At 35.6% G+C, this 17,771-nt stretch carries 9 protein-coding genes and 2 pseudogenes; all 11 read right to left on the reverse strand.

Annotated elements, in window-relative coordinates:
* Positions 1-37: 37 nt before the first annotated feature.
* A pseudogene (locus BN7444_RS02180) lies at positions 38-808 on the reverse strand (VirD4-like conjugal transfer protein, CD1115 family); the annotation flags it as partial.
* Between the two features lie 484 nt (positions 809-1,292).
* Positions 1,293-2,246: a copper amine oxidase N-terminal domain-containing protein gene (locus BN7444_RS02185; protein WP_068455145.1), complete on the reverse strand. Its 954-nt coding sequence runs from the start codon at positions 2,244-2,246 to the stop codon at positions 1,293-1,295.
* Between the two features lie 647 nt (positions 2,247-2,893).
* Positions 2,894-3,145: an IS3 family transposase gene (locus tag BN7444_RS02190; RefSeq protein ID WP_068455148.1), complete on the reverse strand. Its 252-nt coding sequence runs from the start codon at positions 3,143-3,145 to the stop codon at positions 2,894-2,896.
* 41 nt (positions 3,146-3,186) lie between these two features.
* Complete coding sequence (locus tag BN7444_RS02195) at positions 3,187-3,417, reverse strand: hypothetical protein (protein WP_068455150.1); 231 nt, start codon at positions 3,415-3,417, stop codon at positions 3,187-3,189.
* Positions 3,418-3,432: 15 nt separating this feature from the next.
* Positions 3,433-3,492: pseudogene (locus BN7444_RS09545) on the reverse strand (hypothetical protein); the annotation flags it as partial.
* Between the two features lie 295 nt (positions 3,493-3,787).
* Positions 3,788-3,991 (reverse strand): hypothetical protein, encoded by a 204-nt coding sequence (locus tag BN7444_RS02200; RefSeq protein ID WP_068367200.1) that lies wholly within the window; start codon positions 3,989-3,991, stop codon positions 3,788-3,790.
* Between the two features lies 1 nt (position 3,992).
* Positions 3,993-4,961, reverse strand: coding sequence for a ParB/RepB/Spo0J family partition protein (locus BN7444_RS02205; protein WP_068455151.1), 969 nt, complete (start codon positions 4,959-4,961; stop codon positions 3,993-3,995).
* 118 nt (positions 4,962-5,079) lie between these two features.
* Positions 5,080-6,654 (reverse strand): CAP domain-containing protein, encoded by a 1,575-nt coding sequence (locus BN7444_RS02210; protein ID WP_068455153.1) that lies wholly within the window; start codon positions 6,652-6,654, stop codon positions 5,080-5,082.
* A 421-nt stretch (positions 6,655-7,075) separates the two neighbouring features.
* A complete protein-coding gene (locus BN7444_RS02215) occupies positions 7,076-7,867 on the reverse strand; it encodes a copper amine oxidase N-terminal domain-containing protein (protein ID WP_068367206.1) in 792 nt (263 codons plus the stop codon).
* A gap of 402 nt (positions 7,868-8,269) precedes the next feature.
* On the reverse strand, positions 8,270-9,235 hold the full coding sequence (locus tag BN7444_RS02220; protein ID WP_068455155.1) for a hypothetical protein: 966 nt from the start codon (positions 9,233-9,235) through the stop codon (positions 8,270-8,272).
* The gene (locus BN7444_RS02225) at positions 9,204-17,756 is read right to left on the reverse strand and encodes an SNF2-related protein (RefSeq protein ID WP_068455158.1); all 8,553 of its coding nucleotides are present in this window, start codon (positions 17,754-17,756) and stop codon (positions 9,204-9,206) included. The genes BN7444_RS02220 and BN7444_RS02225 overlap by 32 nt, the downstream gene beginning before the upstream one ends.
* Positions 17,757-17,771 lie beyond the last annotated feature (15 nt).

The raw sequence follows: 17,771 nt of genomic DNA on the forward strand, positions 1-17,771 counted from the left end.
GTTTTGACAATTGATAATTTTCTTGTATTAGCTCTTGTCAATTTATCTGCATTTTATAAGTCTGAACTACCATATCGCTTTTAAGTTTTACGTCATCCTTTCTTTTAAGATACTTTTCTACGTCAAAGGCATTTCTTTTGTCATGGTCTTCAAGAAGCTTATAATTTTTATGTTTTGTAATGTCATACTTATCTGATAAAAAAGGCCTTACTCCCCTTAATTGTAAGATACATTTCCCGCCATCCATTACGGTTATCTCATCTTGGCTCATCAAGTCTTTGCCTGTCTTTTGATAGTTTAAACCATAGGAGTTTTGATTAGATCTTGTTTCTGATGTGTTATATAGGTCTATGGTTTCTTTTCCTAGGGTTTCGGAGAGTTCCTTTAAGGTAGTCTTTTCTTTTCCTCCAAGAAATAAGGTGGAATCGCAATTACCTGATATGGTATCCGCGTGGTCTCTATAATTCGCTTTAAGCTGAGATTGGGCTTGAAGTACAATACAAGCTGAGATTTCCCTACTTCTGATGGTGGCTATGAGCTTTTCAAATTTTAGTATTAACCAATATTTGCAAATTCATAAAGTAGAAATCTTACCTGAATAGGAAGTCTACCTCCATACACATCATCCTCCTTATCGCAAAGCAGGTTAAATAATTGAGAATATATAATCGAAACAACAGACTTAAAAGTATCATCTGTGTCTGAAATAATAACAAAGAGCGCTGTCTTTCTATCTTCATAGTGGATTAAGTTCCAGTTCATCCTCTTTCATTAAATCCCGTAGCTCTTGAATATCAAATGGAGCCAGCCACGAATCCTTACTCCTTTCAAAAAAGAGCAGCCTTTTAAGCTACTCTTGTAGAAAGTACAGAATGAGTTAATTATATTTTTTGTGTTTCCTCATACCAGTTGCAAAACTACTCTTACGTCTATGTAGTTTTTTTGAGTCTTTTTGACATATCCTTCTTCGTCTTTTTTTAAATACAAAATGTTTATAAAACTGCTTAAAATGCAGGATTTTTAAATTTACATCTTTTGTATCAACGCTATGGTCTCCACATGGCTTGAGTGGTCAGTATGGATAAAATTTAATATTACTCAAAAGCCTCGTATGTGGGAATAGGTCAATTATTTTCTATTGTATAACACATAATCTTTTTTTCAAAGTCTTTATTCTCTTTATAACTTTATGAAAGCATTGCATAAAAAGGGAGATTTGCAAAAACAAATCTCCCTAATAAACATTGAACTTAGAACCTTATCATTTTGATAAAAAATTAAGATTTATCTTTTTATTTATTAACCGAAAGGTTCAACCCCGCTATCTCTTTAAAAAATTTCTGACTTAAATAAGTTCGATTTTCTCTTACATAAAAATCATAACTCCGCTTCTTCCCCTCTTTAATTAAGCAATAACGTTGACCATCTGGAACCATGAGAATCTTTTGATTCTTATTTTTAATTACAATACTAGAGTCCTTTTGGTTCCAATTTACCTCATAATCTTGCCCCTCTAAGATCGATCGCAAAGGAAGGTAAGCTCTTCCTTTTTCCACAAAACCTTTTGAGTTCAAAGTTTTTTCATCTAAGAATATAGATACGTTGTGTTTTGTTTCGACTAAATCACGGAGATTTTTTGTGCGTTTACTACCCGTATCTTGATCAACAATCATTAACTGACTATTTCCTAATTTATTTGGGTCAGGTATAAGGATAAATATCCAGTTATCCCCTTGAATCCCCTGAGCATTACACTTTCTTCCTAAAACCTCTTCCAATCTATCCTTAGAGAGAGACTTAAATGAATCCATTCTATTCATTTGGTCCTTGTTTTGCTCCACTTGTAGAACTTTATCTGCGATGTTAAAGGTAAAAGATTTTCCACTTCCCATTCTCTTTAAATATAGTGTATTTCCATCTAAGCTATAAGAAAAAGCTTCATCTCCTTGTGTCTTTAATTCGATATCTTTTGCTGGAATTTCAGCAAAAGGTTCCAAAAAATTGCGATCTAAAATCAATAAACCACAATAGTGTTCTAGGATCAAATAATCATCCGAACCAGCGACAAGAGTTAAGGGATCTGCTCCTGGTTTACTTGATAGCATAGTATTTATAACATTATCATCCGTTTGTTGCTCTTTCTTGGTATCCTTTTTTAGATTATTTGCAGTCTTCATTCCTAAGCTGAATGGCAAAACGAATAACACTATTAATAAAAGAAATATAATACGAGTTTTTTTCATCATTTTCTCATCCTTTCTTAGATCTTTGATGGCACTGTTGAATCGTAGTTTGCATAAGGCTTCCTAAAGCCAGGATAACATCCACATGTTGTTTTGTCAAGTATTTCTGCACTGTATTAAAGTTCTCTTTTCTTTTTGATAACTTCCTCTTTTTCATATTTTCTAATCTTTGTGGTAGTAGAATTCTAATTTATTGTGTTGAAATATTTCTAATATATCTTTTAATATAAAATATGTCTTCCTTAATTTACTTAAATTTACTTAAAAAATTAAAATCTTACCTTTGTTATACTTTTATAACCTATCGTTTTTTTACATCAACAGCACGCATTTAGAGGACGCTTGTTAGAGACTTGTTAGAGAATCGAAATGTATCTATTCAATGTTCCTCATTTCACTTTTTAGGTGGTTTCCTTAAATAATTTAAACGTACCTTTTCTCGGTAAGCTAAACCAGGGTTGTTAAATTGAGAACAGATTTAATACAAAAGGCGAAGCCTCTATTGACGAAAGATACAATATTATTGACTACATACTTAATAGAAATCACCTCAATAAAATTATATTCACTAACTACCTATGGACTTATTCCTTAATATTATATTTTTAATCTCTCCTAATTTTTATCGCATTTTTTCAACTATTCCCCTTTTAGTCCCTTGTCAACAACGACACACACTCACAATGGTTGGAGAGGACGTAGCTGATGATTTCAAGATTATACAGGTCCATGACCTGAACCAGTCGTTGAATTTTCTTTTTGCTCACCACCCCTCCCCGGTTCTTCAGCTCCAGATGGATTCTGCGGTAGCCGTAGTCTTTGTATTCGTGCCGAATGAAGAGAATTTCATCTTTCAAGGCTTGGTCTTTGTCTTCTTCGGTCCACTTTTTCTGCCAGTACATAAAGGTGGATTTGGGAAAGTTGATAGCAGCGAGTATCTTGGTTAGTTGGAATTGTTCTCGGAGCTTGGCGACGATCCTCGCCTTTTGTTCATTGCTTCTTCCCTCTCCAAACTCCTTAACTGTTCCCAGAACATCTTTTGAATGGTGAGCTTTTCATTCTCCGTTTCTAATTCTTTGATGCGGTTTTCCAATGCCTCACGTGTGGAAGCATCAAGGAGCTCGTTTTTCTTTGACGTCTTTGGTGTTTGATAGCGGTCGTTTTTCTTTGTCACAGGTCTTCCTCGCTTATGTGGTCGCAGCCCCTCAAGACCCTTCTCTCGGTACTGCTTTCGCCAGTTGGCGATCATGGATGGATTCTAGAGTGACCCCATAAAGTTGGACTTAATCGAGCAAGCGAAATGCTTGCTCGATTTTGTTTTGTGCGCTTTAACATGAATAAAAAAGGATCGAAGCGCAAAGCTCCGACCCTTCCAGACTATGCTAGTATAAAAGAAATATTTTATCGTCTGGAAAATTGACAGCCTATCACAAGAGATAACACCGAGAATGCAAGCAGAACGAATGCAATTAATAGATGACAGGCTATCGCAATTAATTTAAACAAGATTTTTCCTAAAATAGAGATAACATTGATTAACAGTTTCATTTCTCCACCTCTTCTTCTCTCGCATTGGGATTCTCGGATTGAAAGACGTTTATTAACTCCTCTATGTCTTCCTTTGTTGCATAAGATTTAGCAAAAAGAAAGGCAGTCGATCGATAGGATAAAAAACGGTTTCTTTCTTTATTTTTTTGCTTCCATTTTTTCGTTGCACGCATTTGGCTTTTAGATGTTTTCTTTTCCATCCTAAACTCCCTTGCCGTGCAATTTTTCTATTACGTCTGATAGGATTCTACGATCAATAGGATTCAAATTTTCTTTATTTAAGTTCATTGTTAGATCATAGATAGATTGAACTTTCGGATTTGCTTCCTCTCCTGCTCGCTCGTTATATCTTTCGTTGTAGTCGTGTATATTTATTGCAATATTTCTAATCTTGAATATTTGACTTTGATTTGTATTTAAATCAGTTAGCCTTATTTTTTTCTTCGATTGTGGCTCAATTTTATAACCGTTTAAAGTCGATTCATTGTGTACCATATCGAAAATAACGGTTTCTATTTCGTCTATACTTTTCCCGGAAAAACGATTGTTTTTTTTAGGATTATTTTCATCATTAATAAATAACTCGCTTACTGCGTCAGGTATAAACTCTTTGTAATTATCTATTATACTAAGAGCTTCTTTAACATTAATTTTTCCTGATAAAAAAGACTTCATATCGTCTTCTCTTAAATTGTTTTTTATTTTTGTATAGTCAGCTACTTGACGTTCTTTTAATCCTATATTTTCAGCAATAAGCTTTCTAGTAAGTCCCTTTACCGATGGGTCTAGCTTTTTTAATTCCTTAATATACTTTTCTAGAAAAACTATTTCACGGTATTTATCTTGTACAGATCGATTATTTTCATCATGGTTTGATTGCACAACGGCTATTTTAGCTTTTATGAGATCTAGGGAATTTTCAATCAGGAACAGAATACAAGGTACCATTGCGTCACCATGTATTGCTATTTTTGCTCTGCGATGTCCATCAATAATTGTATATTTGCCACTAGGATTCTCATATACTAATAAAGGTTTTTGGATTCCATATTGATCTATACTTTCTCTAAGTTTTTCATCATCCTCCGGATCCCTTTCATAAATTAGATTCTCTGGATCGATTAGAAGATCCTCGGGATCTAAAAGAATAATATTATTTGTTTCATTCATGTTAAGTTCCTTCTCCGTTTATTATTACTGTAATTATATCAGATAAATGTGCAATGACACCTATCTATGAGAGAGAACTTATAGTTATATGAGCCTCGCTTAACGCAAGGCTCTTGTTTTATTGTTCACTACTATCAGTCGGTGCTGCTTCTTCAGGAGAAGCGACGATTTCGTTTGTGTTTCCGTCTTTGTTTATTTCTTCTTCGATCTTTGTTTTAACTTCTGCAACTAAAGCCTTCTCTTCCTTAGTGAAGGAAGTTTCCTTGGCTTCAGATTGTACTACGGATTCAGATTCTCCATTGATTTCATCGGTGATTTGACCTTTTACATCGTCAATCAGTTTCTTTTCTTCTTCATCCTTTCGTTCCTCAGCTATTTTTTGTTTTTCTGTTTCGTCAAAAGTATATTTTTCCTTACCTTTTAAATCTTTTCCGTATAGTTGTACAACAACGACTCGAGATACACCGCTATCTTCGTAGTTGCCTACTCCTACGCCTACGTTCCTGTCATACTCATTATGCTTCATAACCTCATTGTGTACAGGAGAATTAATAAAGTTATCCAAAGCACGTTTCATTTCTGATTCAGATAAAGTCCCACGTATATTCTGAATATTTTCACCGGCAAAGTCGTTCATTTTCTTAATTGCATCGCCATTCGTTCGAGTATGGCTAATGGTTCCGGTCGTCATTTTTTCATATACAATTTCAGCAACACGTTCTTTTGCAATTTTGACTAGTTCTTTATTGTCTTTGACTTTAGGAAGCCCGTTTTCTTTTCTGTAGTTATTCAAAAGATCGAGATGTTTTTGAGCCATAGCCTCATCATATCGAACTTTAACAGTAGCGGTTTTTCCATCTTTTAATTTGACGGTTATCTCTTCATATACGATTTCAGGCGTTTGTTCTGGGCTTTCATCTTGTTCTTTTTTATCAGAGTTCTCACCTTTTGAATTGAAGAGCTTATCAAAAGCTTCGTTGTCTTTGCTTAGATCGTCATAGATCTTTTTGTTAGATTCTTCATCTTTCAGAATGTCCAGGAGATCTAAAGTGCCTTCTTCTTTTTCCTTGGGTTCTTCAGGTCTTGTTCCAGGTTCTTCTGTTCCAGGGGTTTCTACACTGAAATCAAACAGTTTATCAAATACTTCGTTATCTTTGCTTAGATCATCATAAATCTTCTTATTCGATTCTTCATCTTTCAGAATGTCCAGGAGATCTAAAGTGCCTTCTTCTTTTTTCTTGGGTTCTTCAGGTCTTGTTCCAGGTTCTTCTACAGCTTTCGAATCTTTAACTGTGTCTTCGTCTTTCGTTAAGATATTACGAACATAATAGGTTCTGCCGGAGTCATATGCTTCTAATAGATTCTTTAGAGCTTGTTCATTTACTCCTTCGTTAGAGTAAATTACGTTAGATAAAGAAATTTCTAAGCCATTAACTAAAGCAGTCTTCTGATTTAACTTTAAGTGAATAATTTTTCCATCCTTTTCAAGAATTAGGACGCCATCTTTAACAATTACTTTAAATCCCATTTTTTCTAAGTCTGCAATTTTCAAATACTTAATTCCATTAATTTGAATCTTCTTGTCATTCGCATTCACAGGAGCATGGTTGGCATACGCTACCCCTGCTGAAGAGAGCATAGTTGTAGCTAATGTTACGGACAATACACTTTTGACTAACATTTTCTTTTTCATTTTAAACCTCCATACGAAATGTGATTGAGTTATATCTTGGTTAGATGATATCATGTGCGATTGCACATATCAACTAAGATTTTGTAAATTCTTCAGATTATGTTTTTAATCTTAGTGTAATAAAAACGATTCAAGCTTCGTTCGTAAAGCTATCTCTTCAAAAGTGAATGGATAAAAGAGTCATTAATCATTTTCTTTATTACACTAAAAGGGAGTAAATTACTAAATATTTAGGTTCTATCTTGAACCTACATGAATTGGTCTATAAATTAAAATCAAACAATTCTTTGATATCCGTTACTTATGGTTTGATAAACTTTTCGAAGTTTATTTTAAATTGAGTCTGACCAGAATTATAATAAAAAAATAGTGCCGGTGTTTCCACCAACACTATTAACACTATTTAATATAGAATTTCCTCTTACTTTCCTACTCGAACTGTCATCAGAATATCATCAATATAGTCGTAAGCTTTTTCGAAGTTTTCCCTTAGTGCCTTATCTTGAATTTCCGCTGGATCTCCTCGGAAATCTGCACCGTAGTAGATGCCATCTTTATGAGCAAGGATCACAGGACCATTACACCAATCAGTCCTCGGATTTTTGACTTTTGAAAGGCGAAAGAGAAAACCATCGCCACCTATTTGTTCATTCGACTTTTCATAGAAACAAAGCTCGTCGTTTTCGAGCTTGTAATCAATATTTGCATCTTTCGGTAAAATAAAGGACATATCTATTTCCTTGATGTAGATCCGTTTCGCTCCAGGAATATCCTTTTGAGGATAGCTTCCGACGGTGACGATGCGCTCGTTTGGCATCCATTGGACTGAAAGCCCCGTCGCCTCCCCTAAGTAACGCGCCGGAATAAATGTGCGATTTTTTTCTAGATATGGCGCGACATCCATCGCCACATCTTTTCCGTTTTGACGATAAGATTTTATTCCGATCGTCATCACGACTTTTTCTTTACCTTTCGTTAAAGTTGCTTCCTTTTTATCTTGATTCCACGACACGACATAGCCTAATTCTTCAGTGACCGCACGCAAAGGAAGAAACGTTCGATTGTGACGGATAACGGGCATCACATCTTCTTCTAAGGGTTCCCGCCCATTAACGTAAACTCCAACGTAACGTCCAACAGGAGAAGGTCCCTTCGCCAAGGCTACTGAAGGGAGAAGCAATAAACATGATAACAATACTGCCATCTTTTTCATTAAAGGCCTCCTACACTCATTCATCTATGCATTCATCTATCTATACGTTAAGCTATCTATGGATCATATGCCATTATACCGAATAGCTTTATACTGACTCTCTACTTCCGATTTTGAACGTACTGTATGGGATACTCGATTCTAATAGAAAAATTTTACAAAACAACAGAATTACACACTACTCCAACAATACAGATTAAAATCACCCCCTATTAAAATTCTTAATGCTAAAGCACTAAAAGGTTTTCCTCTTGTTTGATTATACAATCTTTTACCACGCCCCGCAATGTCTTTTTCCTGTCAATGCTATAGGAAATCTCTAGAAATAGACCTTTTCATCTACTTTCTGTCATATTAATGACTTACCAATTCACAAAACGCTCTTTATCTTAACAGCTCTTCTTATATCTTTTGATTTTCAATTTTCTTTAATGCTATTTTCTTTGCCTGCTCATAGCTAAGTTTTGTCTTGTCTACTTTACTTAGCTTTTCCAAAAACAAAGGCTGATAAACGTTAGCTTGCCCAATGAAGCTTTCCATCTCAATAATATTTTTAAAATCAGGCATTCTAGACTTTTTTCCTTGTAGGATCTCCTTATATAGCTTCTTCATATAGAGAATAACTTTATAGTCTCTATCGATATTTTCAAAATGGAAAATTTCTTCTAAATTAATTGATTTAGGAATTTTAAAGTACGTCAAACTATTAATCGTATCTAGATAAAAGTCTCTAAACTCTTTCTCCATCTTTTCTTTTTCTTCTTTCAGAGTATAGAACTCTTCGTCCAGATAATCTGAAATAAGCCCATATTTAATTTTCAAGTTTATTGGTCTATGCCAATATAATGTTCCTAACTTTTGAGCTTGAAAATAAATTTGAATTATATTAGATCTGCTTTCAGTTTCTGTAAGTGATCGCTGAATCTTTGTTTCATAGACCAACTCTAGGGGCGTTACTAGCTCTAATATCATTTTTTCGCTTATACCTAGAACTATTCCTTCTTCATTTTTAAAGACTATTATAATTCTCGTTAGTTTCCCCATGAGATTTATTTCATAGGCATCGATGATATCTTTTTGTTCTAATTCTGTCTCAAAAGCTTTTAGATCTATCTTTTGACCTATTACATCATTCACCCTAGAAATAAAGTCATTTATTGCTTCATATCTTATGGCATTAATTTCTTCTTCAAAATTGACAATCTCATCGCTAAAAAGTGAATAGCTTGACTCCATGAAGGCTGAATATAGATCGTTTAAAATCGTTTCATCTTCTATAAATAGAAAATATTGAAAAAAAGCCTTTAAATAGGACTCGGTATCTTCACCTATCTCTCTAGCGATCATCTCTATCTTCGAATCTGTCATGCTTGGTCACCTCTTTATTTGTTTTCTCAGAAAGTTCAAGCTTCCCTGTTTCTTTAAGTTTGTGGATGTGTTGAGAAAGATCTAGTGAAGTGATATTAAGTTTTATAAAGTCTTCTAATGACTGTTCTCTTCTTATATCTATGATCTCACCATTTAACTTTGTAATTAGCTCGGGTTGATCGAGTAAATTACAAGATATATCTATTTTCCGTTGACCATCAATCTTTTTGGTCATGAGATGTACATCTCCTAGGTCGGTAAAATCAATATCTGAATAACCCTGAGAGGCAATACAAAAATCTGATAATTTCTCTTTAGCTTCTTCCAGAGACTGATCGAATGAAATATCTCCATCATTGAATTTCAGATTAATTTCCGTAAGCCTATTCATTTTCTCTACATATTCCTCCTCATTTATAAATGGTTTTAACACTTCTTCTTTGGCAGTCTCCAAGTTTCTTTGTTGTTCTTTTAATCGTTCGTCAGTACTCGTAATCAATTCCTCGAAATATTCCGGAGATGTCATATTTTTTATCCTTGTGATATTCCAGTGCCCCGCCTTCGAAGCGAGTTCTTTATAGTTACGTTCCTCTCCTGCGATATTTAAAATATATTGCTTGTCGATAGAACTGTAATCTATGAAGATTTTAAATCCTTCATACTCTGCAAATGGTGTTGTTTTCTTAATACTTCCCTGATAAGACTCTATAAAGGCTTTTGCAGCCTCTTTTTCATCTTTATATACATTTCCATTAATTTTAATTTCAAAAGGCTTATTCTCGCTTCTACGAGCTCTTTCTAAATCCTTATTTATAACATTCATGTTATTTTCAAGTTTTTTCATGGTTTCAGGATATACATTTGCTATTTGATTTTTAAGTTGATTTATATTCTGCAAATAACCAGCTTTTTCAATGCTCAATCGATTAACATCATTTTCTAGTTCCATCTTTTCTTTAATCAAAGGATTGTTAGCACATAAAGCTTTTATCTCCGCATAGTTTAAGGTGATTTCATCTACGTCTTCAATGGATCGAAGAGCCGATTCTTCTGTCATTAATTGACTGATAAATCGTTGCTTGTTCTCTAGAATTTGATACATATAGGCATCGAATGTTCCTTCGGTAATATAAGTGTATTCGAATACTTCCTTATTTTCATTTCCTTGTCTTACCATGCGACCAAGCCGTTGTTCTCTATCTGCCGGTCTCCACGGGCAATCTAAATGGTGTAAGGCGATAGCCCTGTCTTGCATATTCGTACCGGTTCCCATTTTTTGAGTAGTACCGATGATGACTCTAACATCGCCTGAACGAACCTTCGCAAATAGCTTTTCTTTTTCTGCAGGAGTATTGGCATCATGTATAAAGGCAATTTCTTGGCTTTTGAGACCTTTTTTAATGAGTTTTTCCTTAAGATCATGATGAACATTAAATTCATCTTTATTCGGAACAGATAAATCAGAAAATACAATTTGTGTGGATTTACTATCCATAGTTTGATTATAGATTTCTACAATCTTATCGACGCAAGCATTCACTTTACTGTTGTCTTCATCTGGCAGCATCGGGTCAAATACCCTTTGATCAAGTGCCAGTTTACGCCCGTCGTTCGTGATCTTTAGCATATTGTCAATTCTAGGATCAATCCCGGATTTTACCTTGTCAGCTCTGGAAGAGAGATCTTCGATAATCTCTTTTTGTAATTCGCTAGGCTTTACCTTTACTACTTCAGACTTTAGATCAGGAACCGGCAAATTTAAGCTTTCTGGCATTTTTATATCCGCAAAATTCAAAAACTGTTTTTTCAATTCAGGCATATTATTGAATCGATTAAATTTTGTTTTCATTTTATAATTTGTGCCATCGACCGATAGTTCAAGCACATTTTTAATCTCTCCAAAGGTGGAAGCCCAAGCGTCAAAATCCAATAATCTGGTTCGAGCGAGATCTTCATTGTTCAAATACTTTTGCATAACAAAAAGTTCGCACATAGAATTTGAAACAGGTGTCCCGGTTAAAAAAAGAAGACCTTTACGACCGGTCTTCTCATCTAAATATTTAGTTTTCATATAGAGGTCATATGCCTTTTGAGACGCACTATTGCTAATTCCACTTACTCCTGTTAAACTCGTGGGAATTTGTAAATTCTTGAATTCGTGAGCTTCGTCCACAACTAGCTTGTCAATTCCCATTTCCTCAAAGTTGACAATATCATCACGGCGTTTTTCTTTCATTAACGCCTTTATTTTCGACTCTAGTTTTTTCTTCTTTTGCTGTAATTGCTTGACGGAAAACCCTTGTGTGTATTTATTGCAAGAATTTAGTTTTAGATCGAGTTCTTTCAATTGTTCTTGTAGGAATCTTTTTTCATATTCTTGCGACACGGGAATCATACCGAACTGACTGTGTCCTACAATAACGGCATCATAATTTCCACTGGCGATTTTCGCCATTAATTTATGCCTATTCTTTTTTTCAAAATCCTTTTTTGTCGCCACAAGGACCTTTGCGTCTGGATATAATTTTAAGAAGTCTCTACCCCACTGCTCCGTTAAGTGATTGGGTACGGCGATCATAGCCTTAGATGATAGACCTAAGCGTTTCGATTCCATTATGGCTGCAATTGCAGAAAAAGTTTTGCCTGCTCCTACTGTATGAGCAGCCAATGTATTTCCATTGAATATTGATTTTGCTACTACGTCTTTTTGATGTGGACGCAAGCTAATAAGCGGATTCATGCCGCTAAACGGAAGATTTTCTCCTGTATACTTTCGAATAACTATATTGTTAAATCGCTCATTATAGATCTTTTCTAATTCACTTGTCCTTTGAGGATCACTGAAAAGCCAATTCGCAAATTCTTGCTTCATGTATTCTTGCTTTTGTTGTACCAAAATCGTTTCTTTTTTATTTAGCACCTTTTGTTCCTTGCCATCGACATACATGGTGTCCTCAACTTTTAATCGTTCATTCTGGTTTAGCGTTTTTTCCAGAATATGCCACGAGTTCATGCGACTAGTGCCAAATTTTGTCGTACTATAAACGCTCCAGTCATTCCCTTTATCGGGAACATACCACTTCGACGTGGCTTCCGAAAATTCAATCCGCTTACTTCCACCCAACACTTCTCTACAGAAATCAGAAATATACCTCTCAGGAATCCATGTAGAGCCTAGCCTAAAGCTTATGTCTTTTGCCTTAATGGCTTCAGGTATTGCTGATTCGAGGGCTTCTATCATCGATTTTCTTTCCTCTACTGTAAAAGAGTCGATATTTGCTTGGAACGTTTCTATTTTTTTGCGAATATCACCGGATAAAAAGTCTTCACGGTATACTAATTCACCTGTACCTTTTTCACTTTTAAATGCCAGCTTTTTTTCTAAAAGATCGTTTTTAATTTCTATGGAATCTCTTCCCATGATTTCAGCTATGAAATTTAGATCAATTCTACCTTTGTGATTCACAGAAAGAATGACAGCGTCTACTAAGTCTTCTGTATGCTCAGGAAGTTCTACTCCCTTGATAACACGTTCTCTGAAGACATCAGCCTTCTGTTCAAACTTACCGTCATTATCTAATTCTTCTAATGCTAGAAGAATGGCAATGGAGTCGTCTCCTCTGAAAGCTTTAATCTTCGAAGGTTCATTAATGCGACCGTGCTTTTCGACAAATTCATCATATACACTATTGAGCTTTCCCATTTGCTTATCGATTGTTTGACCATCGAAATTATTATATTCATAGTAATAAAGTTGTTTGACTGTATCACGTAGTTCGATCATACCGCTAAGCAACTCGACCCCTTGCGATACCTCTTCGACGATATTTTCATTCTTGTAGTATATTTTATCTCCTACTTTACAGTAGGTGTAGTCCTCTATATCAGATAGATCAGGCAGTTCCGCCGCAATCTGATTTTCTTCTTTTTTAGGTTCGATCGATCGTTCAATTGGCTCTTGGTATATATCTTTAGGGAGTGTTTTTATTGCCTCTTCAAAGAGTGCTGAAAAATCTTTATCGTCTAGTTGGCAAGTAGCCACCTTTCCAAAAGGTCCAGAACGCTCTACCATTGTTCCCATTATCATTTCAGGATGTTCCACGAAATATCGGTTTAGAGATATTCCATTTTCATCTCTTGCCAATTCAGTCCATGAGCGATCACTGTTTTCTCCCTTTTGGAAAAATAAAATATCGGAAGTGACAGACGTTCCTGTCTGCTTAAAAGCTTCTTCTGGTAATCTTATAGCCCCTACCAGTTTTGCTCGATCTGCCATGTAGTTTAAGAACTCACTATTTGTCTTATCCATTGTTCCTTTTGATGTTATAAAAGCAACAATGCCACCATCATGGACTTTATCCAAAGACTTCGCAAAAAAGTAATCATGAATCAAAAAATTCTGCTTACTATAAGCTTCATCGTACAGCTTGTAATTTCCGAATGGAACATTGCCAATTGCAATATCATAGTGGTCATCTTCTAGTTTCACATCTTCAAATCCCGAAACTTCAATAGTAGCTTCCGGATAAAGCTGTTTTGCTATGCGACCGCTTAGCGTATCTTGCTCTACTGCATGAAAGGACGACGGTTCTAAGCTCTTTGGTAAATTGCCTATAAAGTTTCCTATACCTGCACTTGGCTCTAAAATATTCCCGCCTTTAAATCCCATGTTCTCTAAAGCACTGTAGATTCCATCGATAATCCCATTCGACGTATAAAACGATGTTAACGTGGACTCTTTAGCGGATTCATATTCCTCTTCCGATAAATATTGTTTAATTATTTCTCTTGAACGCTCCCATTGTCCACCTTTTGTTTCATTAAAAACGTCTGCAAGACCGCCCCAACCGACATAGCTTCCTAAAATTCTTCGCTCGTCACTTGTAGCATATCGATTTTCGTTCTCACAACGTTTGAGGACTTCTAACGCTTTAATATTATTTTCCAGTCGGACAGAAGGCGGATCAAAATCCTTAACTAAATCGAAGCTTTGTTTCTCATCTTTTACAGAAACATTTTGTACTTCACGTACATTGAGTTCATATTTTTCAGCACTGGCTTCAGTAAACTCATCTAGGATATTTCCTGTATAGCTTCGATCGGTTAAATCTACGAGGGCAGCTTCAATATCAGCATAACTTTCATAATCAAAATCGTTATTATTAATCCAATAACCATTATACAAAAAAACCGATTTTAGTTTTTGTTCATTTAAGTCTAGGAGAAGATCTGCCTCATATCCCAAACGACCATTTACACTATCTTTAATAAGGCTCGGCTCTTTCAATACACCTTTCGGTATTTGTTTTCGATTGAGTAAATAGAAGTTCCCTTCAATTCCCTCAATTTTTTCAAAATTCTCTTTCTCTAGCGTGGAAACGACTTGCTGCTTAATCGGCTCTTCTTTAATTCTGAGTAATTGATCTTCGAGATATGCAAACTCTTGTGCATTAGCTTCTTCTCCATCTCCAATATCAATTCGACGATGCTCGATTCTTTCGCCATCGACATAATGGTCAAAATAAAACTTGAAATAGCCCATATAATCGTCTGTCATTTCATTATTTGCGTCGATTCCAACGTTTCTGTTGTGATTGAATACCAACTGATCTTTTTCTTTGATATCGTTGATTAGTTCCTGTGTTACTAATTGGCCCGAATAATCAGGAATTAGAGGATCATTTTCATTAAATTCAACAATCCAATAGTTATTGCTCTTGTCTTCTGAGTCTTTTTCTAGGTTCGTTTCTTGCTTATCGAGGTATAGACCTTGAAGAATTAAGTCATCAACATACTTAGCCGCATTTGACCAGGTAAGAAAAACTTCAGAACAGTTTTCCTTTTCTAATTTAACTCCTCTTGAATCATGTTCTTCTTGACTGCTACTGGAACCCGGAAAGACCGGCATACGACCACCCGTGCCGTACTCATCTCTTAAAAATTCTGCCTTTTCCGTTAAACCGTGATCTTCCGTGAAAAAACGATAAATTCGTTCTTTTCCTCCTGACATTCCACTTCCGCTATGAAAGAAGTCATATATTTCATCTTCTGTAATAAATGACTTCACTCCTTTGTTTTCTGTTAGGTTTGTCTTGTATGCACGACGTTTTAATTCGAGTTCACTTAATTTTTGATAAAGATCATCTACCTTATGAAAGTTAAATCGCAGAAGATCTTTGTCATCTTTATATGCTTCTAAGAAGTCGCTATATTCCTCTTTGATGCCTTGGAGAGAAACGGGATTTGATAGCAATGCCGCAATATCCTTGGTATCTTCTGAGAAGCCTCTTCGTTCGTTCTTTAGTGTTTTGAAATAGCTTCCTGTGCTTTCCGCATTTAGATCGTGTATTAAATACCATAGCGATTCTGCAATTTTCTCCCTCTCGAAAGTGAGTGCATTTTCTAATTCTTCCTTCGTAGCGAAATCGCCGGTTTGGAGGAGTTCGTCAGTTCTTTTCGCTACTTCTTCCCACGAAATCGTTGTATAGCTTTCCTTAGCAGATGTACCATGTGCTATTTGAAGACCTTCGTCTGTATAATATGCTGCGATTTGATTGTCATCGATATAAAAACCGTTGCCACCTTTAAATGACTGCTTTAAAAAATCGCCTAATTCTTCTATGCTTTTATCTTTTGAAAACTCTGCAACAATAGCAAGTCTTCCTCCATCAACATTCCCACCATGAACTAATATAGTATCTATAACTTCCTGAGTAATAGGAGTGGGCGGAAAGTTAAATTTCAATTGTTGACTTAAAGCGTTGGATTCGGGTAATGACTGTTCTACTTGATCTTTTGCCTTATTTTTGTTTACATCGAGTGCTAATTGACTAATCTCTCTAACTCTTTCCTCAGTTGATAAAACTTGAGGATTAAGTTTTTCCGCTTCGATGTAACTGTTAAAATCTATTTTTGTGAGTAGAGTCTTTAAGTTTTCTATCTCTCCATTAGATAACTCCTCTATTTTAAGTAATGGAGACAGCTCGTTTAAAATTTTTAGATTTTGAGTAAAAGAGATATTCCCATCTAAGATCATCGCTTGCAAGCAAACCTCGCCTATAATCTTATCCACTATTTCTGGAGAATAATGGCTGCTTAATGTCTCATTATAAAAATCGATCGTTCGATCAGTGTTTATATGAGCTAGGTACAAAAAATCATTTGTTTCTGAGTCGTCTATATTTTGATCTGAAACTACATATCCATTCCCCAGGCTAAAATAGCCTAGTTCATAATCTTCATTATGATCTTGCTTGTTTCGATCCTCTTCCCTTTCATCAAGCTGCCCAATACTCTGTACTGTAGAATCTCGAAAATCAGCGTCATATCGATCGATAACGCCATCGTTGTCCATATCCATATCCAGAGCGGTTTTATTGTTTTGCTCATTTAAAAAAGAAGCCATATCTTGCTGAATGGCTTCTTTTTGTATCGCTTCCTCAGGTGGAAACATGGCGAATCTATTCGATATCTCTTGAGTTATATCTTCTATGCGTAAACTATGGTGTTTAGAATGACTTCTTCTAATTCCATCTCGATCTGTAGAACCCCTTGCAGATAGGCTTGATAATTGCTCTTCTGGAGACTGGAGTCGATCTTCCGTTCTTTCATCATCGCTGAACGAGAGTCTTTGATCTTCTCCGCCTCCTCTTCTATATCCGCCAGATAGTTCATTAGTTGTCCTGTTATCTCGAGTTCGCTCAACAGTTCCATGTCCGAGAGCTTCTCGCTCTCTCTGAGATACTTCCATCTCATGTGTCCGTATTTCCTGATCGGTCTTTGCTCGCTCTCGATTTTTGTCTCCGGAATCCAATATCCGTTGATCTTTTGATACTGTTTGTTGTCCATAACTTTGACTGTCATTTTGAGCCTCTCTTTCTATATAATCCTTAAATTCGTAGCGTAGTTGATTAATGCTTTCTTTCGTTTGTTCATTTGCAAGTCTGGCAACGACTAAAAACTCGCTAAATGACAAGTTTTGCAAATTAGTAAAGTCCATTTCTCTCAATTGTTCTTCAGGTACACCTATACGATAGAGTGTTTGATACAGAACGGAGTGAAATAATATATCCTTCTGGTCATCTGATAATTCATTAATTATATTCCGTGATGTTACGGTTTGTTTTATCTCATCGCTAAGAGCCTGATACCAATTGGCGCCATATTTTTCACTAAACGCCTCCCTATTTATTTGCCAGATAAAGACCTGGTCATTGTAATTTACCTTGGTTCCTGTATCAGAGATATCGAAAAGATAGTTCATCTTTTGCGTGGTTTCGTCAGGTACTGCAATTCCGGCACTTCCACGTTTGACATATCGTCCTACTCGTGTCCAAAAATCATAAGGCGCGCAAGCTTTTGCGTCAGGTCTTTGGCTGTATATAGCAACCTGTCTCATAAAATCATATTTATAGTTATAGGCAGCAGATTGCATAAATCCTTTCCATTGTTCAGCTTCAAGCAACCCCCCAATCATATTATAAATATTATCGTAAATTTCATCATGTTTATTAGCGTTCATCTTCTACCTCCACAT

Source organism: Peptoniphilus pacaensis, from assembly GCF_900088125.1.
Classification (GTDB): domain Bacteria; phylum Bacillota; class Clostridia; order Tissierellales; family Peptoniphilaceae; genus Aedoeadaptatus; species Aedoeadaptatus pacaensis.

What these genes read in the sequence shown, in the direction of transcription:
- BN7444_RS02185 (WP_068455145.1), bottom strand. Translation starts at nt 2,246, where the DNA reads ATGATGAAAAAAACTCGTATTATATTTCTTTTATTAATAGTGTTATTC.
- BN7444_RS02190 (WP_068455148.1), bottom strand. Translation starts at nt 3,145, where the DNA reads ATGTACTGGCAGAAAAAGTGGACCGAAGAAGACAAAGACCAAGCCTTG.
- BN7444_RS02200 (WP_068367200.1), bottom strand. Translation starts at nt 3,991, where the DNA reads ATGGAAAAGAAAACATCTAAAAGCCAAATGCGTGCAACGAAAAAATGG.
- BN7444_RS02205 (WP_068455151.1), bottom strand. Translation starts at nt 4,961, where the DNA reads ATGAATGAAACAAATAATATTATTCTTTTAGATCCCGAGGATCTTCTA.
- BN7444_RS02210 (WP_068455153.1), bottom strand. Translation starts at nt 6,654, where the DNA reads ATGAAAAAGAAAATGTTAGTCAAAAGTGTATTGTCCGTAACATTAGCT.
- BN7444_RS02215 (WP_068367206.1), bottom strand. Translation starts at nt 7,867, where the DNA reads ATGAAAAAGATGGCAGTATTGTTATCATGTTTATTGCTTCTCCCTTCA.
- BN7444_RS02220 (WP_068455155.1), bottom strand. Translation starts at nt 9,235, where the DNA reads ATGACAGATTCGAAGATAGAGATGATCGCTAGAGAGATAGGTGAAGAT.
- BN7444_RS02225 (WP_068455158.1), bottom strand. Translation starts at nt 17,756, where the DNA reads ATGAACGCTAATAAACATGATGAAATTTACGATAATATTTATAATATG.